23 protein-coding genes are annotated in these 22,169 nt (G+C 62.8%); 10 read left to right on the plus strand and 13 right to left on the minus strand.

The features are described 5' to 3' along the window. Together PVW51_RS22370 and PVW51_RS22375 are read left to right on the plus strand one after the other, a co-directional pair. A partial coding sequence (locus tag PVW51_RS22370) for a hypothetical protein (protein WP_274577703.1) occupies positions 1-216 on the plus strand: 216 nt, incomplete at its 5' end. A gap of 215 nt (positions 217-431) precedes the next feature. Continuing rightward, positions 432-932, plus strand: a complete 501-nt coding sequence (locus tag PVW51_RS22375; protein ID WP_274577704.1) for a MarR family winged helix-turn-helix transcriptional regulator — start codon at positions 432-434, stop codon at positions 930-932. A 387-nt stretch (positions 933-1,319) separates the two neighbouring features. On the opposite strand, the gene PVW51_RS22380 is transcribed toward PVW51_RS22375, so the two are convergent. The 5 genes from PVW51_RS22380 to PVW51_RS22400 form a co-directional block, all read right to left on the minus strand. Continuing rightward, the gene (locus PVW51_RS22380; RefSeq protein WP_274577705.1) at positions 1,320-2,042 is read right to left on the minus strand and encodes a DUF1194 domain-containing protein; all 723 of its coding nucleotides are present in this window, start codon (positions 2,040-2,042) and stop codon (positions 1,320-1,322) included. Next, positions 2,039-2,716, minus strand: a complete 678-nt coding sequence (locus PVW51_RS22385; RefSeq protein WP_274577707.1) for a DUF1194 domain-containing protein — start codon at positions 2,714-2,716, stop codon at positions 2,039-2,041. The genes PVW51_RS22380 and PVW51_RS22385 overlap by 4 nt, the downstream gene beginning before the upstream one ends. Before the next feature lie 17 nt (positions 2,717-2,733). Continuing rightward, positions 2,734-3,168, minus strand: a complete 435-nt coding sequence (locus PVW51_RS22390; RefSeq protein ID WP_114275807.1) for a VOC family protein — start codon at positions 3,166-3,168, stop codon at positions 2,734-2,736. 87 nt (positions 3,169-3,255) lie between these two features. After that, positions 3,256-4,623, minus strand: coding sequence for a hypothetical protein (locus tag PVW51_RS22395; protein WP_274577711.1), 1,368 nt, complete (start codon positions 4,621-4,623; stop codon positions 3,256-3,258). A 60-nt stretch (positions 4,624-4,683) separates the two neighbouring features. Next, the gene (locus tag PVW51_RS22400; RefSeq protein WP_274577714.1) at positions 4,684-5,646 is read right to left on the minus strand and encodes a thymidylate synthase; all 963 of its coding nucleotides are present in this window, start codon (positions 5,644-5,646) and stop codon (positions 4,684-4,686) included. A 199-nt stretch (positions 5,647-5,845) separates the two neighbouring features. On the opposite strand from PVW51_RS22400, the gene thyX reads away from it, so the two are divergent. Then, positions 5,846-6,760, plus strand: a complete 915-nt coding sequence (gene thyX / locus PVW51_RS22405; protein ID WP_274577715.1) for an FAD-dependent thymidylate synthase — start codon at positions 5,846-5,848, stop codon at positions 6,758-6,760. A gap of 146 nt (positions 6,761-6,906) precedes the next feature. Beyond that, positions 6,907-7,917, plus strand: a complete 1,011-nt coding sequence (locus PVW51_RS22410) for a DUF4062 domain-containing protein (protein WP_274577716.1) — start codon at positions 6,907-6,909, stop codon at positions 7,915-7,917. Positions 7,918-8,339: 422 nt separating this feature from the next. Here PVW51_RS22410 and PVW51_RS22415 read toward each other — a convergent pair whose 3' ends face one another. Continuing rightward, complete coding sequence (locus PVW51_RS22415) at positions 8,340-8,849, minus strand: REP-associated tyrosine transposase (protein ID WP_274577719.1); 510 nt, start codon at positions 8,847-8,849, stop codon at positions 8,340-8,342. Positions 8,850-8,878: 29 nt separating this feature from the next. Between PVW51_RS22415 and PVW51_RS22420 the strand changes: the two genes are divergently transcribed. The 3 genes from PVW51_RS22420 (at position 8,879) to PVW51_RS22430 (ending at position 11,017) form a co-directional block, all read left to right on the plus strand. Continuing rightward, complete coding sequence (locus PVW51_RS22420; protein WP_274577722.1) at positions 8,879-9,205, plus strand: arsenate reductase family protein; 327 nt, start codon at positions 8,879-8,881, stop codon at positions 9,203-9,205. A gap of 220 nt (positions 9,206-9,425) precedes the next feature. After that, the gene (locus PVW51_RS22425; protein ID WP_274577724.1) at positions 9,426-10,610 is read left to right on the plus strand and encodes a cytochrome P450; all 1,185 of its coding nucleotides are present in this window, start codon (positions 9,426-9,428) and stop codon (positions 10,608-10,610) included. A gap of 113 nt (positions 10,611-10,723) precedes the next feature. Then, the gene (locus PVW51_RS22430) at positions 10,724-11,017 is read left to right on the plus strand and encodes a hypothetical protein (RefSeq protein ID WP_269364862.1); all 294 of its coding nucleotides are present in this window, start codon (positions 10,724-10,726) and stop codon (positions 11,015-11,017) included. A gap of 44 nt (positions 11,018-11,061) precedes the next feature. On the opposite strand, the gene PVW51_RS22435 is transcribed toward PVW51_RS22430, so the two are convergent. After that, positions 11,062-11,268: a cold-shock protein gene (locus PVW51_RS22435; protein ID WP_114275799.1), complete on the minus strand. Its 207-nt coding sequence runs from the start codon at positions 11,266-11,268 to the stop codon at positions 11,062-11,064. Between the two features lie 165 nt (positions 11,269-11,433). Between PVW51_RS22435 and PVW51_RS22440 the strand changes: the two genes are divergently transcribed. Further along, positions 11,434-11,757 carry an arsenate reductase family protein gene (locus PVW51_RS22440; protein WP_274577730.1) on the plus strand — a complete coding sequence of 108 codons (324 nt, stop codon included), beginning with the start codon at positions 11,434-11,436 and terminating at the stop codon, positions 11,755-11,757. 10 nt (positions 11,758-11,767) lie between these two features. Here PVW51_RS22440 and PVW51_RS22445 read toward each other — a convergent pair whose 3' ends face one another. From PVW51_RS22445 to PVW51_RS22470, 6 genes are all read right to left on the minus strand, one after another. Further along, positions 11,768-12,316, minus strand: a complete 549-nt coding sequence (locus tag PVW51_RS22445) for a DoxX family protein (protein WP_274577733.1) — start codon at positions 12,314-12,316, stop codon at positions 11,768-11,770. 13 nt (positions 12,317-12,329) lie between these two features. After that, positions 12,330-13,070 (minus strand): HvfC/BufC N-terminal domain-containing protein, encoded by a 741-nt coding sequence (locus PVW51_RS22450; RefSeq protein WP_274577734.1) that lies wholly within the window; start codon positions 13,068-13,070, stop codon positions 12,330-12,332. Continuing rightward, positions 13,067-13,915, minus strand: a complete 849-nt coding sequence (gene bufB, locus PVW51_RS22455; RefSeq protein WP_274577735.1) for an MNIO family bufferin maturase — start codon at positions 13,913-13,915, stop codon at positions 13,067-13,069. The genes PVW51_RS22450 and bufB overlap by 4 nt, the downstream gene beginning before the upstream one ends. 75 nt (positions 13,916-13,990) lie before the next feature. After that, complete coding sequence (locus tag PVW51_RS22460; RefSeq protein ID WP_274577736.1) at positions 13,991-14,296, minus strand: BufA1 family periplasmic bufferin-type metallophore; 306 nt, start codon at positions 14,294-14,296, stop codon at positions 13,991-13,993. Positions 14,297-14,497: 201 nt separating this feature from the next. Beyond that, complete coding sequence (gene thrS / locus PVW51_RS22465; RefSeq protein WP_274577737.1) at positions 14,498-16,483, minus strand: threonine--tRNA ligase; 1,986 nt, start codon at positions 16,481-16,483, stop codon at positions 14,498-14,500. Positions 16,484-17,481: 998 nt separating this feature from the next. Beyond that, a complete protein-coding gene (locus PVW51_RS22470) occupies positions 17,482-17,868 on the minus strand; it encodes a VOC family protein (RefSeq protein ID WP_274577739.1) in 387 nt (128 codons plus the stop codon). Positions 17,869-18,238: 370 nt separating this feature from the next. Between PVW51_RS22470 and PVW51_RS22475 the strand changes: the two genes are divergently transcribed. After that, positions 18,239-20,680 (plus strand): GcvT family protein, encoded by a 2,442-nt coding sequence (locus tag PVW51_RS22475; protein ID WP_274577740.1) that lies wholly within the window; start codon positions 18,239-18,241, stop codon positions 20,678-20,680. Between the two features lie 157 nt (positions 20,681-20,837). Next, positions 20,838-22,091 (plus strand): MFS transporter, encoded by a 1,254-nt coding sequence (locus tag PVW51_RS22480; RefSeq protein ID WP_274577741.1) that lies wholly within the window; start codon positions 20,838-20,840, stop codon positions 22,089-22,091. Positions 22,092-22,169 lie beyond the last annotated feature (78 nt).

Genomic DNA, 22,169 nt, shown 5'->3' on the forward strand with positions numbered 1-22,169 from the left:
GACGCAGGCTGCGGGAAAATCCGTCAAACCCGAAGGGCGGCGATTTCACTTCATTTCAACGTCTTGGGTCGCTTGCAAATAGAACCATTATTGGCTGCACGCCCCAAACCTTTGAAATTTCGTGAAATCGCCGCTGAGTATATAGAATTGATGGGTCCAGAGCCTAAACAAGCAAGCGACATCGAACCGACCCGTTTCCTGCGCATTGGTCTCTGACTGATCGTCAAACCGGCGATGTGCCGCGCAGGTCACCAGGCGCCGCTCCGCCGCGAAAACCCCCACCGCATGCCAGCCTCACGGTCCAATTGGAGCGTCCCGCCTTTGACCTGATACATCCGGTATCGGCGTTTCAGGTTGAAGGCGGGGCGATTTAACGAAATATTCTGCTTTTTTGCGCAGTTTCGCTCCAACCCACCGAGTCGGAGAGAGAAATGAGCATTCAGGAACCAATGGCCATCCCCATGCGGGAAAAGGGCTTCATGATGGGCTATCTAGAGGCGCTTTCGCTGGTTGAGCGACTGCACCGTCTGCTGCTGGACGTGATCAAGGATGAATTCGAACGCGTCGGCGTGCTGGAAATCAACGCGGTCCAGGCCCTGCTACTGTTCAACATCGGCGACAATGAGGTAACGGCAGGCGAATTGAAAAGCCGGGGCTACTACCAGGGCTCCAACGTCAGCTACAACCTCAAGAAACTGGTCGAAATGGGCTATATGCACCACAACCGGTGCGAGATTGACCGCCGCTCGGTCCGGGTCCGCCTGACCGAAAAGGGGCGCAACATCCGCGATGTGGTGTCGGATCTCTTCTCGCGCCATGCCGACGGGCTGGAGGAAAAGGGCGTGCTGGGGCCTGCAGGCATTGCCGACATCACCCTGTCGCTGAAACGGATGGAACGCTACTGGACCGACCAGATCCGGTATATCTACTGATCTGTGCCCGGGGTGTCTGGGGCAGGCCCCAATATGGTGGAAACAAAATGCGCATTATTTCCCCCTGCCTCCGGATCGCTTGCGATCCGGTTCGCACCCGACCCCGCCCCCGTCAAACCGCAGGTTTGCCTCCGGCAAAACGGCGGGTGCGAAACTCCGACCTCGCAAGATGCTGCAAAGTATGGAGAAATGGAAATGCCTCGCCAAATGGAGGGCCGCCCTCGGTGCCGGGTGCGAACCTGCCGTTGAGAGCTGTATTCAATGAACCGAACTTTGAGTCCGGGTGACTACAGCGTTTCGGGATGGACTTGAAACATCCAACATCACTTTTCGCGTTCGACCGAAGGGAGAGGCAGCGAACAAGCGATTCAGGTATATCCCGAAGCGCTAAAGTTCCGAAACCACCAGACCCTCCAGTTCCTTCAGCAATTTTTCCTTCATCGCACGGGCATAATCGGCAAAACCGATGGCCGTCTGCACAAAGGCGCCGGGCCCCATGATCACCTCCGCCCGGAAGTAGGAGGACAGCTCCGCGATCTCGGCCTGGCGGATGTCGGTGGAGCGGGGGTTGTCCACCCCGATCACCAGCGCATTGATGGTCACGCCGCTGTCTTCAAGCTGTGTCCTGACGGTGCGGGGGCGGGGGCCGAGGTTGGATTTGCCATCGCCTGAAATATCCAGCGTCCGCTTCCAGCAGTCGCTCTGGGCAGTGAGCCTGCGCACCCCTTCGGCCATCGCCACCCCCAGCGCCGTGCCGGGGGGCGTGCTGCGGCGGCTGGTCTGGCGCAGGGTCTCGATCACCCCGTCAAGGGTGGCGGCGCTGTCCAGGTCGGTCCAGGGCACCAGCTCCACCTGTTCCTGCGGGCCGCTCCATTCGAACACCATCAGCCGGACAGGGGCCTGCGGCATCGCCAGAATGCGGGCACGCACCTCCGCACTGTCCAGCGCCTCTGCCACACCGCCGATCTGCTGGCGATATTCCCGCGCATCGACAGAGCCGGAGACATCCAGCGCCAGGGCAAGCGCCTGACGGCAATCCGCAAGGGCCTGTCCCGCCCCCGGCAGGCTGCCCAGCATCAGGGCGCCCGCAAGCACAGCCAGGCGGATCACCTGTCCTCCTTATGGCGCATCAGACCGCCGATTGCCGCCGGGGAGACTTCGCGCACCAGCTTCTGGCGCATCGCGCGGGCAAAATCGGGAAAACCGTCCGCGATCACCAGAAAGGCCCCCGGCCCGTGCAGCACCTCGCGCCGGTAAAAGGCAATCAGCCCCAGTTCCCCCTCGAAATCGGCCGCATTGATCGCCAGCCCGTTCACCGTGACCCCGTCAAAGGCGAATTCGCGGTAGGCGATGGCGGGGCCGAACCCTTCGTTGTTCTGCCCGTCCCCCGACATGTCCAGGGTCTTGTCCAGACAATCGGGCGCGCGCGCCAGCAGGCCCGCGCCAAACCCCAGCGCATAGCCCATGGCGGTGGGAAACTCGGTATGACCGCGCAGGCTTGTCGCCACGGTCTGTGCCGCCCCGGTCAGGACCGCCGGGCTGTCGATCATCGTCCAGTCGAGAATGACCTGCTGGTTATAGCGCCCCGACCATTCGTAAACGGCAAGCGCCACCGGAAGATCCGCGGCAAAGAAGGCCGCGGCCACCTCCGGCGATGCCAGTGCCGCCGCCGTGCCCTGCCGCTGCAGCCGGTCCTCGGAAGGATCCACCGAACTGGAGACATCCATCGCCAGCGCCAGCGCCAGACGGCAGTCAGCCGCCGCCGCGGGAACGGCAAGCAGCATCAGAAGGGCGGCGGCTCTTACCAATGACCGGTATTTTCCATGCTCGCCCAGGGCTCCTGCTCGGGCAGGGCATCCCCTTCCTGCAACAGCTCGACCGAGATGTTGTCGGGGCTGCGCACAAAGGCCATGCGCCCGTCGCGCGGCGGACGGTTGATCGTCACACCCTGGTCCATCAGGCTCTGGCACATGTCATAGATATTCTCGACCGTATAGGCGAGATGGCCGAAATGCCGGCTGTCGCTGGGCAGTTCATCATCCCCGTCCCAGTTATAGGTCAGTTCCACATCCGCATGGCCGTCATCCATGCCGGGAGGGCACAGGAACACCAGCGTGAACCGCCCGCCCTCATGGTCGATCCGGCGGCGTTCGATCAGCCCCAGTTTCTTGTAAAAATCAATCGAGACATCAAGGTCTTTGACGCGCACCATGGTGTGCAGGTATTTGATCGGCATGCGGGGGCTCCTTCTTCGCATTCTCGGGCAGAACCTAGCATGGTCGGGGCAGAGTGCCAGCCCTTCGAACAGCGCGGGCAGGGGGCGTCAGAACTTCGACCGCACGCCCAGCGATACCGAGAGCTCCCGCGTCTCGTAACGGCTGACATTGGACGAGGTGCGCCCGGCGCTGATGCGCAGGTTCGGTGCGAAACCGGCATAGTCGAGGTCGGCAAAAAAGAAATTCACGTCGGCAAAGACCGACCGGTCCTGCCGCCCGCCCGGCACGGCGAAGAAGACCGCGAAATCGGGGTAGTCGGAATAGCCCGCCGTGATACCTGTCGAGACCTGCGCCGGCCCGATCTGCCGCCCCAGCACATAGCTGGCGCGCAGCGTGGCGGCGCTGTAGCGCGCGTTGAAAAAATCGCTGTCCGTGTGCCGCAGGTTCAGGGCGAGCGAAATGCCGTCTCCGTTCTCCAGCTTGCGCCGCAGCCCGGCATCAAGATCCAGCACCGTGGTGTCGAAGCGGTCGCCAAGGGCCGATTGCCGTTGTTCCAGCTTCGCGCCCAGGTTCAGCCGCGTAGCATTGTTCAGCCGCCAGGCCGCCCCGGCGCCCAGCCGCAGGAAATCGAACGATACGTCGCCACCGCTCCAGTAGCGACCGGCAGCGACGTCGGTCTGCAGCAGCGTGCCGCCGTCGCCCAGGACCTGCTCATGGCTCAGCCCCAACTCGGCGAAGGTCGCGCCGTAATCGCTGTTCGTGGCCGTCGGCGCCTGCGCCTTGGCGCTGTCGTTCAGCGCCACCCGACGGACGTAGAGCCGCCCTTCCAGCGTCGTGCGGCTGGTCCGGTCTTGCCGCAGCTTGTAGCCCAGCCGCGTGTCGAGATGCCCGACCGTTCCCGACAGCGCCTTCGCCGCGCCGCTCAAGGTGCCGATGAAGGGCAGCCCGTCGATGATCTGCACCGCCATTTCCGAGCCGTTGTTGACGTTGCTGGACGGGCGCAGCCCGCCCTGGATGCTGAACTGCCAGGGGTTCTCGGCGCGCAGCCGCGCATAATCGCGGCCCAGCTGGGCCTCGGTCCGCGCGTCGGGCGCATTCTGGACCGCCCGGCGTACCCAGATCTGGGAGAGGGTCTTGCGGTCTTCGCGGTAGGACATGGAGGCTGCCAGGCGCGCCGCCTCGAACCTGTTCTGCGGCGTTTCCGCCAACCGGTAGGCACGGGCGGCAGCGCGGCGCGCCTCGCTCGGCTGCTGCAACTGGCTATGGGCCTGCGCCAGCGTGAAATGCGCAAAGGCCGAACGCGGATCGGCCTGCAGCAACCCCTCGGCCAGGCGATAGGCCAGCACCGGCTCCCCGTCCTTCAATGCCTGCACCGCGATCGCGCGTGCCTCGGGCAGGGTGATGCGGGTTTCCTGGGCCCTGTCCTGTGGCGGGGCCGGGGTCTGGCCACCGGCCGTCAGCGGCGCGCAGAGCACGGCGCCTAGGGCTGCCGCCCGCAGCCACCGCTTCCTGCCCCCCCGGCACATCACTGGCGCTTACGGGTGGGGCTGGTTGCAGAGCGGATCGGCCTGGGGCTGCCCGCAGGCGGCAAGCACGAATATGCCCCATTCGATCTCGTTGCTGAAAGTGTCGATGTGGTCGTCGACCCGGATGCCGCCCGCCACCGCCGTCGCGCCGTCTCCGCCAAAGATGCCACCGTAATCGCCTACGGGGATGTCGTTCTGCGTCGCGATGCCCTGAAATGTCCCGTCCTCGGCAATTCCCGTGTTATCGAGCGCAATATCCTCCAGCTGAAGCGGGTTCGCCGCGTTCGGGAAGATGCCGGGACCCGAGTTGTCGTGATCGACCGCGATCCGGTTGTAGATGATCCCCGCCACCTGCGCGTCCGAGAAATCGGCGGTGATCAGAACGTCGCCCCGTGTCTCGGCAGCCTGCGCCGAGAGTACGGCAGGGTTGGTGCCCGGGGCTGTCGGCAGCAGATCCTCGTTGGAGCCCGGACCGTTCAGCAATCCCACATAAGTGCCGGCATAGCTGACCAGGCCGCCATCTGTTTCCGATCCCGGCTCCACCGGAGGGGAATAGGCCGTGGCTTCGTTGGAATAGGCCAGCCCGCCAAAGACCTGCTGGAATTGCACGCCGCTCACGATCACGGCCGCCTGCACCCCGTCAATCTCGCGCACGAAGGCGGTGTTGTGCCGGTCGAGCGAGCCATCCTGCGCCGTATAGGCCTGGTATCCGGCCTGGTCGAGCGCCGCACGGCGCCGATAGACGCCGGTCAGCGGGCCGTCGTCGGCGGGTGTGCCGACCACTGTCAGCGTCTGGTTGCGCGGATCATAGGTGAAACTCTCAAGATTGCCCGCAAGCACCTCGGGGATCGGGGCAACGCCATTGCCCGGATCGCCGCCCGTATCCGTGGTTGTCCCACCAAAAGGCGGCGTGCCGCCGCAGGCCGACAAGAAAACAGCGGCCCAGGTCAGCGCAATTGCGGTGCGTTTCATTTTTTCTGCCCTCAATATATATCTTTGTTTTTTCGCACCCTCCCAAACCCCCGCCTGCCTTGTCAACGCGCGATAGGGGGGTGTGTCATTTTCCTGCCCCAGTGCATCCCAAAAACAATACCGCATATCGTGGTTCCTGTGGTGCACCGCCGCAGATATAGTAAATCCCGAATCCCAAGCCCATCACAGGACGCGCCCCATGACCCTCACGCCAGAGCAACAAGCCGAAATCGACACCCTGCGCAGCCAGTCGCAGCAGACCCTGCGCGCCACCGTGCCGGGGATGGAGGCGCATCTCTACAAGGCGCATGAGGTGCTCGACCACGGCTTCATCCGGGTGATCGACTACATGGGCGACGATTCAGCGATCTGCCAGGCCGCACGCGTCTCCTATGGCAAGGGCACCAAGAGCGTGCAGAACGACGAAGGGCTGATCCGCTACCTGATGCGGCACTGGCATTCGACCCCCTTCGAGATGTGCGAGATCAAGCTGCATGTGAAACTGCCCGTCTTCGTCGCGCGCCAGTGGATCCGTCACCGCACCGCCAACGTGAACGAATATTCCGCCCGCTATTCGATCCTGGACCGCGAATTCTACATCCCCGCGCCGGAACACATCAACGCGCAATCCGTGGTCAACAACCAGGGCCGCGGCGGTGTGCTGGAGGGGGAGGAGGCCGCCCGCGTCCTCGAAATCCTGAAATCCGACAGCAACCGCGCCTATGACCATTACGAACAGATGATCAACCAGGACGGCCAGGACGGTCTGGCCCGCGAACTGGCCCGCATGAACCTGCCCGCCAATGTCTATACCCAATGGTACTGGAAGGTGGACCTGCACAACCTGTTCCACTTCCTGCGCCTGCGCGCCGACGCCCATGCGCAATACGAGATCCGGGTCTATGCCGATGCGATCTGCAAGGTGGTGGCCGATTGGGTGCCAGCCGCTTACGGCGCCTTCGAGGATTACCGTCTTGGGGGGGCGACGCTCTCCGGCAAGGCGCTGGACTGCCTGCGGCGGATGCTGAAGGGGGAAAAGGTGACGCAGGAGACGTCGGGGATGAGCAAGGGGGAATGGCGGGAGTTTGAGGGCGTTTTGAACGACCCCACGTAGGGTGCGCATTCATTGCGCACCATCCCCCGCGCAACCTTTCGCTGCCGGTGCGCATGAATGCTGCCTGCGCCGGATGCTGAAGAGGTGACGCAGGAGAATTCAGGGATGTCCAAGGTGGAATGGCGGGAGTTTGAGGGAGTTATTGGGTGAGTAAGAAATATCAGGTATTCATTAGCTCAACGTACACTGACCTTGTAGAAGAACGAAAAGGGGTTGAGGAAACTATTATCCGTGCAGGGGATATACCTGTCGGCATGGAAGCGTTTCCTGCTGCGGATGAAGAGCAATTTGAGTTCATCAAGAGTATTATAGATCAGTGTGATTATTATGTACTGATAGTTGCGGGCAGATACGGAAGCCTATCTGACGATGGGCATAGCTACACGGAGAAAGAATTTCGTTATGCGGTGGAAAAGAAAATTCCGGTCCTTTTTATGCTCCGCGAAGACATTGACAAGTTGCCAGCCGATAAGACCGAACAGGATCGGGATGCTAGGGAAAAATTGAATAAATTTATCGCCCTTGCATCAAACGGCAGACTGCGGAAAACTTGGTCAACGATTGATGGGCTGAAGTTGCTTGTACGTGAAGCACTTGACCATTCCAAAGCAACAAAGCCACGACCAGGTTGGGTGCGAGGCGACTTAGCGGCTAGCCCTGAACTTCTAAAGAAAATAGCAGAGCTAACGCTACAGAAGGATGAGTTGAAGAAAGCTGCTCAGTCTGAAAGCCCAGTTATATTGCCAGAAAAATTTGAAGTAGAACGAGATTTCAATTTAGATGTATTGCATTTTGAGATGGTTCATGATGAGTACGGCAACGAATGGGCTTCCGAAAAAACTTCGCAGATCTTGGTGGCCTCTAGCAAGGTGTTTGCGTTTGTTGCACCTAGCATGCGTGGTCCGCTGATTCACAGAGAACTTAGTCGAAAAATTGCCGTGTTTGCGCTTGGGGGAAAAGAATCTCGAATTGTAGAGGTGCAAAATGTCAAGATTGAGGAAGGTGATTTTCATGACATCCTCTTACATTGGGAAGCGCTAGGCTTGGTAAAAACTTTTCGCGAGAAAACAAGTAAGGGCAACAACGATGATTTTTCCGAAATTACAGATGCGGGTAACAGGAAAATGCTCTCCGATAGGATTGGGCTTGGAAACTAAACATGACTGGGCTCAACTTTTCTTGCATATAAATTTCGATTTTCAGCAAATTATTCTACATTATGCCAAATCTCCGATTTGGCAGCGCCCGAACCGCCCCCGTCGTGCCGGAGGCACGCCTGCGGCGTGACGCGGGCGCTTCGCACCAGCCCCTCGGTTCGGGCGCGGTGCTCCTTTTCAATTCACCGTAGGGTGCGCATTCATTGCGCACCATCCCCCGCGCAACCTCGTGCTATCGGTGCGCATGAATGCGCACCCTACGGTCGCTCCCGCCTCGCAACCTTTCGCTGTCGGTGCGCATGAATGCGCACCCTACGGTCGCTTCCCCCGCGCAACCTGGCGCTGTCGGTGCGCATGAATGCGCACCTTACGGACGCTCCTCCCGCGCAACCTGGCGCTGCCGGTGCGCATGAATGCGCACCCTACGGGTGGTCGCGATGCCATGATGAAAATGGCCAATCCTCGGGGCGTTCCACAAATCCGTGTTTCACCGGATTGTGCCAACAATACGCGATATGGTTGTGAAAATCGGCCTCATTTCGAATATGATGCTCCCAGAACCGCCGCTGCCAGAGGCCACGCTCTCGCCGCACGACATGGCTCAGCCGCCGATGGCCCATTGGCACTCTGCGCGAAAACCTGGCCTTGATCACCTGCACCCGAGTCGAGAAATCCCTGTCCCCCTCGGGCAAGGTCCACACACAATGCATGTGATCGGGCAAGACGACCCATGCATCAATCCTGAAGGGCCGCTCTTCCCGCGTCCTGCGCACCGCCATCCGCAGGCTTTCGATATGGTCCACCAACCACCACGCGCCGCGCTCTGCCAGCGTGACGGTCAAAAACACACTGGCACCAGGCTGGCGGGGACGACGGTAATTGGGCATGGTCAATTTGTGGCAAATCAAGGTTAATGGAACATGAAACGCCATATGCCCATACCCCAAGGAAAGCCTCCAACATGATCCTCTACGGCCTGCCCACCTGTTCCGAGTGCAAGAAAGCCACCAAGGCGCTGAGCGACGCGGGCCATCGTGTCACCCTGCGCGATGTCCGCGCCGATCCGCTGAGCGAGGCGGAATGGGCGCCCCTGATCGCGGAATTCGGGGACAATATCATCGACCGCAAATCCCAGACCTACCGCAACCTCAGCGTCTGGATGCGCGAGAGCGAGGCCGAGGCGCAGCTGCTGGACCAGCCCGCCCTGATGGCCCGCCCCATCCTCACCGATGGCACGCGGTATACGCTGGGCTGGGACGATGCCGCACAGGCCGTCTGGCTGGGCTGAACAGCGGCCATTGCCAGGGCACGCAGCGATCTACGCGGCGGCACCGCGGGATGAAACCCAGCCTGCGGTTTCCCGGTCCGGGCGCGTGGTCCCGGACAAAGACCTCACGGTGCGCACCGGAAACCAGAAATAAATAAACATTAACAATGACTTAATGTTCACACCTGTGAGCCCTCCGGCACCTCATTGACAGCCGCGAAAATCCCCCCAGACTCTGCCCATGTTCGACCTGTCCCATCCCCCCGCGGATTTCCTTGAAAATCCCTTCCCGCATTACGACCGCCTGCTGGCCGAGGCCCCGGTCTGCCCGCAGCCCGACGGGTCATTCCTGATCAGCCGCCATGCCGATCTGAACGCGATCTACCGCGACACCACGCTCTATATCTCGGACAAGAAACAGGCCTTCGCGCCCAAGTTCGGCCCTGGCTCGCCGCTCTACGAACACCACACCACCAGCCTCGTTTTCAACGACCCGCCGTTGCACACCCGCGTGCGGCGCATCATGACCTCGGCGCTGACGCCAAAAGCGCTGGCGCGGATGGAGCCGGGGCTGATTGCCACCGTCGATCACCTGCTGGAAGACATGCCGCCGGAGGCCGACCTGATCGAGGATTTCGCCTCCTCCATCCCGATCCAGATCATCGGCAACCTGCTGGATGTCCCGATGGAAGAACGCGCGCCCCTGCGGGACTGGTCGCTGGCCATCCTCGGCGCGCTGGAACCCACGCTGACCGAGGCGCAGCTGGCCCGTGGCCACCGGGCGGTGAGAGAATTCAAGACCTATCTGCAAGACCTCATCGCCCGCCGCCGCGCCGATCCGGGTGATCCGGAAACCGATGTGCTGACCCGCCTGATCAACGGTGACGACAGCGGCAGGCTGACCGAGACCGAGCTGATCCAGAACTGCATTTTCATCCTGAATGCGGGGCATGAGACCACGACCAACCTGATCGGTAATGGCCTTGCCTTGCTGAATGATTTTCCTGATCAGAAACAACGGCTTATCGAGGATTCCGCCCTGATCGACACGATGGTGGAAGAGGTGCTGCGCCTGCGGTCTCCGAACCAGTTTGGCAACCGTGAGACAACGGCCCCGGTCACGTTGGGCGGGTACGGGATTCCGCCGGGCAGCAATCTGCACCTGTGCATCGGTGCCGCCAACCGCGATCCGGCGGTGTTTGAGGATCCAGGCGTCTTTGACATCGCGCGCCGGCCCAACCGGCATCTGGCCTTTGCCGGCGGGCCGCATGTCTGCGTCGGGCTGACCCTGGCGCGGATGGAGGGGCGTATTGCGATTGCCCGTTTCCTGCGCCGCTATCCGTCCTACCGGCTCACGGAGGGTCGCGTGCCCGGCGGGCGCATCCGCTTTCACGGCTACCAGCATCTGCCTGCACAATTGGGGTAGGGGCGGGCGCCAGTCACCCCTGGACACCGGCAAATGCGGCAATAAACGCTGGACAGCTCCGCCCCGCGCGGTCACACTTGGGCGATATAGCGGTATGATAAATGAGGGATAATATGCGTTTCACAACCGGCGCGATGGCCGCCATCGCCATGACATTTACCACGCTGATGCCTGCGCAGGTCGCGGCTCAGCCCAAGATTTATGCCTATCCGGCCAGCGCAAATTACTGCCCGGCGGGCCTGCAGCCCATCACCATCGCGGGGGTCATCTGCTGCGGTACGCCGAACCAGAGCATCTCATACCAGCAGGCCATGGCCCATCCGGTACGCAGACACAAACCGGTCAGGAAGACTTACGTGCGCTCGGCGCGTGCGCATTGTCAGGCGGGCCTCAAGGGCTGCGACTGATGTGATCGGGCGGTCCCGGTGCCATGCCGCCGGGACCGGATCGGTCAGAGCAGCGCCAGATCGGTCGCCATCTGACGCCCGTCGCGTCCCTCGGTGAGCTCGAAGCTCACTTTCTGCTCGTCAGCAAGGCCGGTCAGGCCGGACCGCTCCACTGCAGATATATGTACAAAAACGTCGTTCCCCCCACCTTCGGGTGCGATGAAACCGTACCCTTTGGTTGTGTTGAACCACTTCACGGTGCCAGTTGGCATAATGTCCGTGCCTCCTTTGATCTTTGCTGTTCCTGCCGCGGCAGGGTGTGCCCGTTCATCGCCCGGGCCCACAGGTAAAAAGATTGAGCACTGTGCCGGAAAATCAAGTTTCCCGTCCAAATTTCCTGCAATAAACAACCGGGGAATAACAAAAGGGCCCGCAAAATGCGCATCTATGGATTGAAGAATTGTGACACCTGCCGCAAGGCATTGAAATCGCTGCCTGCTGCGGAACTGGTGGATGTGCGGGCCGATGGCCTGCCCGACGCGGTGCTGGATGCGGCCCTGGAGCAGTTTCAGCAGGCACTGGTCAATACGCGCTCGGCGACCTGGCGGGGGCTGGACGAGGCGGCGCGCGGCATGGCGGCGCGGGACCTGATCAAGGCGCATCCGGCGGTGATGAAACGGCCGCTGATTGCGGCGGGAAATGCGCTTTTCCTGGGGTGGAGCAGCCAGGTCGAGGCCGAGGTCAAAGCGCTTGCTTCCTGATCCCGGGCCCTCAGGCAGGACCCATGCTGCCCCGCAACGCCCGGTCGAATGACAGGGGGCCTGCGCCCTTGATCACCAGCACCAGCAGGACAAACACCCACAGGCCGCGCTGATCCAGCACAAGCGCATCGGGGAAGCGGTCAAACCATGCCCCCAGGGCATCGGTCTGGCCGTGGCCGTAGATGTCGGTCAGGGATTGCAGCACGACAAAGCCGATCATGCCAAGCGCCGCGAGCCGGGTGAACAGCCCCAGCACGATGGCGACGGGCAGGATGAATTCGGCCCAGGTTCCGGCGATGACGACGATCTGGTGAAACACGGAAAGCGCGTCGGAATCATATCCTGCGGCCTCGAACGCCTTGGGGAAAATCTGGGCATAGGCGCCGGCGGAAGGCATCAGGAGGCCTGCCAGACCATCGCCCAGCTTGGTCAGACCGGAGTTCAGGAAGTAGACCAGCAGGATCGCGGCAACAAGGAACCTTGCAAGCGTCGACAGGAGCCAGTCTGCCCGTGCCAGCCTGTCGGTCACGGCGAAATAATGAGACAGGAGTGATGTCATAGCGTGTCCTTGATCAAAGAGCCGTGAAGGCCCGGGCATTCAGGGCGGCGGTCAGGCTGCGGCCCAGATCGAAATCCGCGTGGCATGCGGTGGCCCTGTCCACCGCTGCGCCCAGGGTGAGACCTTCGGCAAGGGCGGCGAGCCAGTCGGCGGCACCGGCGGGCAGGGGATGCGGCGCCGGGTCGAATTCGGGCCGGGTGACCAGCACGTCCTGCGGTATGGCGGCGGGTTTGGGCGCATCGGGCTGCATGTTGAAGCGCCAGATGTCGTAGAGCGGCCAGGCCGAGCGCAGGATCACGCTGGCCGGGGCCAGCGGCAGGCGCAGTTCCGTCAGCGCCGCCGGGGTCATGCTTGCCAGCGGGGCCGGATCGAAAGCTGCGGCATCCGCCGCGTGGTAGGACCGGCGCAGGGCGAGGTCCAGCCGGGCGGCATCGGCCAGATAGCCGATCTGCGACAGGGGGGCGAAACCCTGGATGAAGGCGGGAAAATCAGCGCCGTAGAACATCATCAGCGGCGAGCGGGGTGGAAAGGCGCGGATGAACTCCAGCGCCAGCCGGTCAAACCGCTGCCCCCCGATCAGCTTGCGCACCAGCGGGAAGGCGGTGTTCATCGCTTCGGTCAGCGAGACCGTGACATTGTTGCGGTAGACCGCATAGCGCCGGCCGGCGGGGCTGGCCTTGCCATCGCTGAGGCCGTTCGGCACCGGCTGGTCCGGGTCCAGCAGGGCCTGCCGGAATGCCTCCTGCGCAGTCATCCGGCAAGCGCCCTTGCGGCGCGCTGCGCCTCTGCCCGCAGGATGGGCCAGTCGGGCACATCATTGTCCCATTCCACCAGCACCGGTTTCGGGCCGGTCTGCGCCAGCGCATAATCCAGCAGGGCCCAGACCGGATCGGCCACGGGTTTGCCGTGGCTGTCGATCAGCAGCGGCGCGCCATGATCGTCGTGATCCTCGTCATGGCCGCCGACATGCAGCTCTTCGACCCGGTCGGTCGGATAGGCATCGATATAGGCCTGCGCGCTGATCCCCAGATTGGTGGCGGAAATGAAGACATTGTTCACATCCAGCAAGAGACCACAGCCGGTTTGCCGGGTCAGCGTGGATAAAAAGTCGCATTCAGACAAGTCGGACTCGTCAAAAACAAGATAGCTGGAAGGGTTTTCCAGCAGCATCCGCCGCCCCAGCCTGTCTTGCACCTGATTGATGTGGTCCGCGACGCGGGCCAGCGTGGTCCGGGTATAGGGCAGCGGCAGCAGGTCATTCAGGAATTCCGCCCCATGGGTGGACCATGCCAGATGTTCGGAGAAACTGGCCGGTTTGGCCCAGTCGCAGAGCTTTTTCAGCCGGGCGAGATGGTCGCGGTCCAGCGGCCCTTCGCCGCCGATGGAAAGGCCGACACCATGTACCGAGAGGGGAAATTTTTCCGACAGGGCGCGCAGTTGTGCCAGCGGGCGGCCACCGTCGCCCATATAGTTTTCGGCATGGACCTCGATCCAGGCGACATCGCCGGGGTCATTCTGCAGGTCGTTGAAATGCTGGGGTTTGTAGCCAACGCCGGGGGCATTCGGCAGGTGGTCAAACGGGCGGGCCGCGTCAAGCATCATATCGCTCCGGGCAGCTGGGGTCGGGGGCAGAGTGGCACCCCGGACAGATGGCCCGGGGTGCGGATCCTTGGGTTATGCGGGCGGGTCGCGGTCCAGCGCCTCAAGAGAGCCCTGGCGTGGCGTCCCGTCGGCCATTTGCGGCAGCTCGATCTCGGCGCAGGTGCCTGCGTCAACCAGGGTCCAGGCGTTGCCCTGATAATCGGTCACGGAGGTGCCTGCACAGGTGGTGCCGGGGCCGGCCGCACAATCGTTTTCACCGGCAAGGCTGACGCCGTAGCATTTTTCCTTGGATGCCGCTTCGGCGGTCGTGGTGCCGTGCGCCGTCATCGCGGCGGCAACTGCGCCTGCAATGGCGAATGATTTCATGGTGTTGGACATAAAGCCTCCTGTATTCGTCATGTGGAACATGTGATGCCTTGAGTAAAGCAGTCACCGGACCTTAGCACCATTCACGAGCAGGTGTGTCACGATCCTGTCAGGAGAAACGTGAGAAATCCGGTGAAAGTTGCGCGAAGACAGCGCCATTGCGGCGAAATTGTTTCAGGCGGGGGCCGGGCGGCAGGCACCGCCCGGTGAATGTTACAACGCGCGCAGGTCCGGCGGCGTGGCCTCGGCGGCCAATGTTACAGCCACTTCGGCAAGCGGCTGCACGGATGTCTGTTTTTCGCCAAGACGGCGGACGGAGACTGTTCTGTCCTCAACCTCGCGCGCGCCGACGGCCAGGATCACGGGCACCTTGCCGACCGAATGTTCGCGGACCTTGTAGTTGATCTTTTCGTTGCGCGTGTCCGCTTCGGCGCGCACGCCTGCGGCCAGCAGTTCGGCCACGACCTCCTGCACGTAGTCATCGGCCTCGGAAGTGATGGAGGCGACCACAACCTGACGCGGGGCAAGCCAGAAGGGCAGCTTGCCTGCGTGTTCCTCCACCAGGATGCCGACGAAGCGTTCAAAACTGCCCAGCGTGGCGCGGTGCAGCATGAAGGGGCGGTGTTTGGCCCCGTCCTCGCCGATATAGGTGGCATCAAGCCGTTCGGGCAGGTTCGGGTCCACCTGGAAGGTGCCGCATTGCCAGACACGGCCGATGGCATCGGTCAGGTAGAAGTCGAGCTTGGGGCCGTAGAAGGCGCCGTCGCCCGGTTCCAGGGTGTAGGTGCGGCCGGTCTTGCGGATCGCTTCCTCCAGCGCGTTTTCGACGTAATCCCAGGATTCCTCGGTCCCCACGCGCTTTTCGGGGCGGGTGGCGAATTTGATCTCGAACTCGGGGAAGCCCAGCTCGGCATAGATCTCGGCGAGGAATTCGATAAAGCGGGCGCATTCCGCCTCGATCTGTTCCTCGGTGCAGAAGATATGGGCGTCATCCTGGGTGAAGCCGCGCACGCGCATGATGCCGTGCAGCGCGCCGGAGGGCTCGTAGCGGGTGCAGGAGCCGAATTCGGCCAGCCGCAGCGGCAGGTCGCGGTAGGATTTGAGGCCCTGATTGTAGACCTGCACGTGACAGGGGCAGTTCATCGGCTTCAGCGCATTGATGCGGGTTTCGGCCTTGTTGGTTGCGGCGGCATCGTCATTCTGGCCGTCGCGGCTCTCGTCCACTTCGACGATGAACATATGGTGCTGGTACTTGTCCCAGTGGCCCGAAAGTTCCCACAGCTTGCGGTCGACGATCTGGGGGGTGTTGATCTCGCGGTAGCCGCCCGCGCGCTGCTTGCGGCGCATGTAGTCCTGCAGGGTGGTGTAGATGGTCCAGCCGTTGGGGTGCCAGAAGACCTGACCGGGGGCTTCTTCCTGCATGTGGAAGAGGTCCATCTCGCGGCCCAGCTTGCGGTGGTCGCGCTTGGCGGCTTCTTCCAGCATGTTCAGATGCGCGCGCAGCTTTTCCTTGCCGGTGAAGGCCACGCCGTAGATGCGTTGCAGCATCTGGCGCTTGCTGTCGCCGCGCCAATAGGCGCCGGCAATGGACATCAGCTTGAAGGCGTCGCCCGGCACCTGACCGGTATGTTGCAGGTGCGGACCCCGGCAGAGATCCTGCCAGTCGCCATGCCAGTACATGCGCAGCGGCTCGTCGCCCGGAATGCTTTCGATCAGCTCGACCTTGTAGGGCTCGCCCCGCTCTTCGTAGTATTTGAGTGCAACATCACGGTCCCAGACCTCGGTGCGGACGGGATCGCGCTTGTTGATGATCTCTTTCATCTTCTTTTCGATCTCGCCCAGATCTTCGGGGGTGAAGGGCTCGGCGCGGTCAAAGTCGTAGTACCAGCCGTCCTTGATGACAGGGCCGATGGTGACGCGGGTGTCGGGCCAGATTTCCTGCACGGCGCGGGCCATGATATGGGCCAGGTCGTGGCGCACCAGTTCGTTGGCCTGATCCTCGTCCGCCATGGTGTGAATGGCGATGTCGGCGTCGCCTTCGATCGGCCAGGCCAGATCGAAATGGGCGCCGTTCACGGTGGCGCTGATGGCCTTCTTGCCGAGGGATTTGGAGATGTCTGCCGCGACTTCGCCCGCAGTGATACCTGCGTCGTACTGTCGTGCATTGCCATCGGGAAGGGTAAGGGTGATCTGGGCCATCTGGGCCTCCTCGTCGGTTTGGCGCCTACGAGACGCCCGGTTGCGGGTTATGAGGGCGCAGACATCGCGCCTGGTCGGGGGCTTGTCAACCTCGGGCGGCACCGAAGGGGGCGCGCTGTGGGAATTTTTGGCGGATGGTGTCGGGAAAGCCGGGTTTCGCCCTGATGTTTGCGCGGCGGGCGGCAGCGGGGGGCTTGCCCTTGCGAGAGTGTCGACTGCCTTGCCAATGAGCGACCGCGCAAGACCTTGCAATACCAAACGCCCGCTGAGAAATTTGAAGCATGTGTTGCGGCGATCAGTTGAAATCACAAGGTCAAAGCTGCCGTTCGCCAAGCAACCCAAGCCGCGCATTTACGGGCCGTGGTGCGGCGATCCGACCTCTGTGACTGGCACTTTATGGCGGCCAAGCACATCCTACATAACGATTTGGCATTACAGCAGCCAAATCGCCGTGCCAGGGGACGGCCCGTCATGTCGGAGACATGCCTTTGGCATGATGCGCGGCGGCCTGCGGCCTTGATTCCGCGCGGGGGGAGACGGAAAGGGCGCTTTCCGGACCTCCGCTGCGCCAGCCATGAAGGTGCCATATGCGCGCGGCGCTGATCCGCAAATGAAGACATGTCAAAAATGACATGTGAGGCTGCTGAAAAACCCGGAAACGGCTGCCGCCGGAGGTAAATCGTTCTTCTGTGCTCAGCGTTCCGTTTTTGAACGAAGGGCCGCGCCCGAGCCTGGGAGGGCGCATTGAGACGCGCATTCGGAGCGCCTCCCTTACAAATGTCAATGTTGTCAGTGTGATACGAGAAGTCACCAAAAGCGCCCTCCCGGGGGGAGGGTCGGGCGCGGCCCGGGCTGACACCCGGGCCAAGGCTTGTGGCTGGCGTCGTGGAAGAACGATTTCGTTGTTTCGGGGGGGCGGGTGCAGGAACGTGCTTTTTCAGCAATCTGACATGTCAAAAATGACATGTCTTCATTTGCGCAGAACCGGGGTCAACCGGTCATGCGTCGTAACTCGAAATCTCGATCAGGTTATGGTCCGGGTCGCGTATATAGACCGAAAGAATAGGCCCTTGGGCGCCGGTGCGTGCGATGGGCCCGGCCTCTATCGGAACGGCCGCACGCCTGAGCATTTCCACAACGATGTCCAGGGAGAGCGACGTTATCAGACACAGATCCATCGACCCTGGTGTGGGGCGCAGTGCCTTTGGTTCAAACTCCTGACCTGCCTGATGCAGATTGAACTTTTGTTTGCCAAACGCCATCGCCCTCCTTCCTTGCCCGAAGGTGGTGACCTCGAAGCCAAGAACTTTTTCATAAAACGCGCAGGTCTTGTCCAGGTCAGAAACCGTAAGAACAAGATGGTCCAGATGTGAAATTTCCAGCATTCGGTTCGCCTGACACTCAATTTCCATTGTCTGCCCGCATTGTCGCGAGATGGGAGAATGGCCGCAAGGGGTGCGTTCCCGCCCATCGCTGCATTCTCACGACTGACCGCTTGGCTTTTGGCCCGTCCTTCTTCGGTCAGAGCGCCGCGCTCCGGGTCAGTTGCTGCGGGCTGACAGACGGGCGAGCGCAAATGCATCCCCGGCTTTCACCCTGCAGCAACACGACCTAGTCTCCGCCCTTGTAAGGTCGTCCAGCGGGATTCGGGCGCAGCGCCGCAGCTGCGCGAAGCGATTTTCGGGTTGCGGTCTTGCACGGGACAACTGCGGTTTGGCGGAATAGCCTCGCCCAGAAATTTCAAAGGGGATGCTCATGCAATCACATGCCAAGGTCGTTGTCGTAGGAGGGGGATGTGTTGGCGCATCCATCCTGTTCGGGTTGACCGAACAGGGGTGTTCCGATGCCGTGTTGCTGGAGCGCAGCCAGCTGACCGCCGGGTCGACCTGGCATGCGGCGGGATTGCTGGTCACCTTTGTGCGCTCGCATGTCATCAGCCAGATGACGATGGAAACGATCCGGATCTATGCGGATGTGGAACGCCGGCTGGGCACCTCCTGCGGGCTGCGTCAGGTGGGCCAGCTGCGCGTTGCCAACACCCGGGACCGCTGGGACGAGTTCCAGAGCTATATCAGCATCGCGGAGGCGGCAGGCGTTCCGGCAGAGCTGCTGACGCCGGAGCAGGTGCAGGAACAGCATCCCTATCTTTCGCCCAGCAACTCCATTTTCGGCGGGATCCTTCACCGCGAGGATGGCTATATCAACCCGGCCGACATCACCCAGGGGCTGGCGCGGCTGGCGCGGGATCAGGGTGCCAAGATCTATCAGAACACCGAGGCGCTGTCCTATGAGAAGCGGCCCGGCGGCGGCTGGAAGGTTGTCACCTCGCAGGGCGAGATCACCTGCGATCATCTGGTCTTTGCCACCGGCAATTATGCCCGCGAAAATGCAAAGCGCGTGGGCCTCGATCTGCCCTGCATCCCGATTGTCCATCAATACTGGACCACCGAAGTGGTGCCCGCGCTGAAAGACCGCAAGGCCGCGGGGCTGCCCGAACTGCCGATCCTGCGCGACGAGGATTACGGCGCCTATCTGCGCGAGGACACAGGCGCCTTTCAGTTCGGACCCTATGAATTCGAGAAGGATCTCAAGCTCTTTGCCGTGGACGGGGTGCCGAAGGATTTCGGCGCGGACCTGCTGCCGGAGGATTTCGATGCCGTCGAGAGCCAGTGGGAGCGGGCCATCGAGCGGGTGCCGACCTTGGGCGAGGTGGGGATCAAGGCCAATACGCGCGGACCCTTCCAGATGACCCCGGACGAGATGCCGCTGTGCGGTCCTGCCCCGGGCCACGAGGGGCTGTGGCTGGCCGAGGGGGTGCCGGGTGGCATCCTCTGGGGCGGCACCATGGGCGCGCGTCTGAGCCGCTGGATCCTGAACGGCGACCCGGGCATGGACATGTCCGCGCTCGACCCGCGGCGCTTTGGCGATTACGTGACCAAGCGCTGGACCGCCGACAAGGTGCGCGAGACCTGGGGGCGGCACATGCTGGCCCATATCCCGGGTGAGGATACGCCGGCGGGCCGCCCGCTGAAGACGGTGGGGTCCTACGACCTTCTGACGGCGAAGGGCGCGGTCTGGACCGTGCTTGACGGCTATGAGATTCCGAACTGGTACGCGCCATCGCCTGAGCTGGCGCTGCCGGAGGCCAGCTTTCGCAGGACACGGTCGATGGAACATGTCGAGGCCGAGGTGCGGGCGACCCGCAGCGCGGCAGGGCTGATCGAGATGTCGCCGATGACCAAGTTCCGCGTGCGCGGGGCCGGGGCGGCGGCCTGGCTGGACGGGATCATGGCCAATGCGCTGCCGAAAGTGGGGCGGTTGAGTCTGAGCGTGGTCTGCAATCCGCGCGGCGGGATCGACGCGGAATATACGGTGGTGCGCTATGGCGAAGACGATTTCTATCTCGTCAGCACGCCGAACGGCGAGGTCCGCAACCTTGACCAGCTGTCGCGGCTCTTGCCGCAGGACGGCAGCGTGATCCTGGAAAACCTGTCCGAGCAGCTTGGCGTCATTGCCATCGCCGGTCCGAAATCCCGCGAGATCCTGCAGCCCTTGACCGACAACGACCTGTCGAACGCGGCCTTCCCCTGGCTTTCTGCCCAGTTGGGCGAGGTCGGCTATGCACGGGATGTGCGGCTGATCCGGGTCAGCTATACCGGGGAGCTGGGGTGGGAATTGCACCACCCCGTCGCCTACAACCGGCATCTGGTCGACCTGCTGCTGAACGCGGGGGCGGCGCATGGTATGGTGCCCTTTGGCCTGCGGGCGCTGGAATCGATGCGGCTGGAAAAATCCTACCGCGCGATCAACCGCGAGCTGTCGCAGGACATCTCGCCGCTGGAGGCCGGGCTGGGCCGTTTCGTCAAGCTGGACAAGGGCGATTTCCTGGGGCGCGATGCGCTGCGGGCGGAAGCGGCGGCGGGGCCGGCGCGGGTTCTGGTGACGCTGAAACTGCCGTCCTGCGATACCTCCGTCCTTGCGGACGAGGGGGTGTATCAGGAGGGCGCACTGGTCGGGCGTGTGACATCGGGCGGCTATTCCTATCATTTCGCCCATGACATCGCGATGGCGCTGGTGCCACCGGTCCTTTCGGCCGAAGGCACGGCGCTGCAGGTCTCCGTCCATGGCGAAATGCGCGAGGCGGTGGTGACCCATGACAGCATGTATGATCCCGCCAGCGCGCGCGCGCGGATGTAGAGGTAGAGGTAGAGGTAGAGGTAGGGGGCAGGGCAAGGCGGCGATCCCGTTTTGCACCAACCCCAGCCCATAACCCCGCCATCTGCCACTGGCCGCGCTTTTCATTCGCAGGCGACGCCCTAACTGCATCTGCATCATGGGCATGGCGGAAAAGTGGATGACGGACAGCACGGCAGAGGGCGTTTTCAGCAGGATCGCGGGCGAGGAAGGGGCCGGCCAGCCCGGCCCGAGCGAAGGGCGCAACGGTTTGCGGCATATCGCGGCGCTGTCGATGACCAAGGTGGCGGACGGGCTGATCGACCCCAAGCTGGTGCTGGCCTGGCTGCTCACGGCGCTGGGGGCGCCTGCGGTCTTTGCGGGCGCGCTGGTGCCGATCCGCGAGGCGGGGGCGCTGCTGCCGCAGATGCCGCTTGCGGCGCTGTTGCAGCGCTTGGCCCGGCGCAAATGGATATGGGTGCTGGGCAGCGCCGGTCAGGGGCTGGCGGCGGGCATGATCGTGCTGGCGGCGCTGTCGCTGGAGGGGCAGGCGGCGGGCCTTGCCATCTGCGCGGCGCTGGCGCTGCTGGCGGTCTGCCGGGCGGCCTGTTCGGTCTCTTACAAGGCGATCCTGGGCAAGACGGTGTCGCTGTCCCGGCGCGGTGCGGTGACCGGGCTGGCGGGGTCGGCCTCCTCTGTCGGTGTGCTGGTTTTTGCCGCGCTGCTGATCCTGGGGCCGGGGCAAAGCGCGGGGCTGGTCATTGCCGCGATTGCCCTGGCCGCCCTGTTCTGGGGGGCTGCCGCCCTGCTGTTCACCACCCTGGAGGAGGAAAGGAGCGAGACCGGCGGCGATACCATTGCCCATTTCGCGGTGCTCAGGGAAGACCCGGTGCTGTGGCGTTTCATCATCACGCGGGGGCTGCTGGTGTCGACGGCACTGGCGCCGCCCTATCTGGTGGTCCTGTCCGGGGAGAGCACGCTGGGCAGGCTCGGCGCCCTTGTGCTGGCCTCGGCGCTGGCCTCGCTGGTCAGCTCCTATGTCTGGGGGCGGCTTGCGGATCACTCCAGCCGCCGGGTTCTGATGTTCTCGGGCCTTCTCGGGGCTGTTGCCATGGGCGCGGGCGTTGCCCTTTGGGCGCTGGGGGTGGCGGGGCAGTGGATGGCGATGCCGCTGGTGCTTTTTGTCCTGATGATCGCCTATCACGGGGTCCGGCAGGGCCGGTCCACCTATCTGGTGGACCTCGCCCCAGAGGGCCGGCGCGCGGCCTATGCCGCTGTCACCAATACCGTCATCGGGGTCTTGCTGCTGGGGGCGGGGGTGCTGGGCGGCGGGGCCGCGCTGATCGGGCCCGAGGCCACTTTGACGCTCTTTGCCGTCATGGCGATTGCCGCATTTTTCACCGCGCGGGGGCTGACCGAGGCCGAAGGGCTGTGAATGTCAAACTATACGTTGACTGCGACGTTCAAGAGCGTAAAAGCGACACTAGGACCCCGGCAACATTTCCGTGAAGGA

Source organism: Sulfitobacter sp. PR48 (assembly GCF_028807335.1).
Taxonomy (GTDB): Bacteria; Pseudomonadota; Alphaproteobacteria; order Rhodobacterales; family Rhodobacteraceae; genus Sulfitobacter.

Excerpts from the sequence above, each read along its gene's own strand:
- PVW51_RS22375 (WP_274577704.1), top strand. The coding sequence starts at position 432 with ATGAGCATTCAGGAACCAATGGCCATCCCCATGCGGGAAAAGGGCTTC.
- PVW51_RS22385 (WP_274577707.1), bottom strand. The coding sequence starts at position 2,716 with ATGCTGCTTGCCGTTCCCGCGGCGGCGGCTGACTGCCGTCTGGCGCTG.
- PVW51_RS22390 (WP_114275807.1), bottom strand. The coding sequence starts at position 3,168 with ATGCCGATCAAATACCTGCACACCATGGTGCGCGTCAAAGACCTTGAT.
- PVW51_RS22400 (WP_274577714.1), bottom strand. The coding sequence starts at position 5,646 with ATGAAACGCACCGCAATTGCGCTGACCTGGGCCGCTGTTTTCTTGTCG.
- thyX (WP_274577715.1), top strand. The coding sequence starts at position 5,846 with ATGACCCTCACGCCAGAGCAACAAGCCGAAATCGACACCCTGCGCAGC.
- PVW51_RS22415 (WP_274577719.1), bottom strand. The coding sequence starts at position 8,849 with ATGGCGTTTCATGTTCCATTAACCTTGATTTGCCACAAATTGACCATG.
- PVW51_RS22420 (WP_274577722.1), top strand. The coding sequence starts at position 8,879 with ATGATCCTCTACGGCCTGCCCACCTGTTCCGAGTGCAAGAAAGCCACC.
- PVW51_RS22425 (WP_274577724.1), top strand. The coding sequence starts at position 9,426 with ATGTTCGACCTGTCCCATCCCCCCGCGGATTTCCTTGAAAATCCCTTC.
- PVW51_RS22430 (WP_269364862.1), top strand. The coding sequence starts at position 10,724 with ATGCGTTTCACAACCGGCGCGATGGCCGCCATCGCCATGACATTTACC.
- PVW51_RS22435 (WP_114275799.1), bottom strand. The coding sequence starts at position 11,268 with ATGCCAACTGGCACCGTGAAGTGGTTCAACACAACCAAAGGGTACGGT.
- PVW51_RS22440 (WP_274577730.1), top strand. The coding sequence starts at position 11,434 with ATGCGCATCTATGGATTGAAGAATTGTGACACCTGCCGCAAGGCATTG.
- PVW51_RS22445 (WP_274577733.1), bottom strand. The coding sequence starts at position 12,316 with ATGACATCACTCCTGTCTCATTATTTCGCCGTGACCGACAGGCTGGCA.
- PVW51_RS22450 (WP_274577734.1), bottom strand. The coding sequence starts at position 13,070 with ATGACTGCGCAGGAGGCATTCCGGCAGGCCCTGCTGGACCCGGACCAG.
- bufB (WP_274577735.1), bottom strand. The coding sequence starts at position 13,915 with ATGCTTGACGCGGCCCGCCCGTTTGACCACCTGCCGAATGCCCCCGGC.
- PVW51_RS22460 (WP_274577736.1), bottom strand. The coding sequence starts at position 14,296 with ATGTCCAACACCATGAAATCATTCGCCATTGCAGGCGCAGTTGCCGCC.
- thrS (WP_274577737.1), bottom strand. The coding sequence starts at position 16,483 with ATGGCCCAGATCACCCTTACCCTTCCCGATGGCAATGCACGACAGTAC.
- PVW51_RS22470 (WP_274577739.1), bottom strand. The coding sequence starts at position 17,868 with ATGCTGGAAATTTCACATCTGGACCATCTTGTTCTTACGGTTTCTGAC.
- PVW51_RS22475 (WP_274577740.1), top strand. The coding sequence starts at position 18,239 with ATGCAATCACATGCCAAGGTCGTTGTCGTAGGAGGGGGATGTGTTGGC.
- PVW51_RS22480 (WP_274577741.1), top strand. The coding sequence starts at position 20,838 with ATGACGGACAGCACGGCAGAGGGCGTTTTCAGCAGGATCGCGGGCGAG.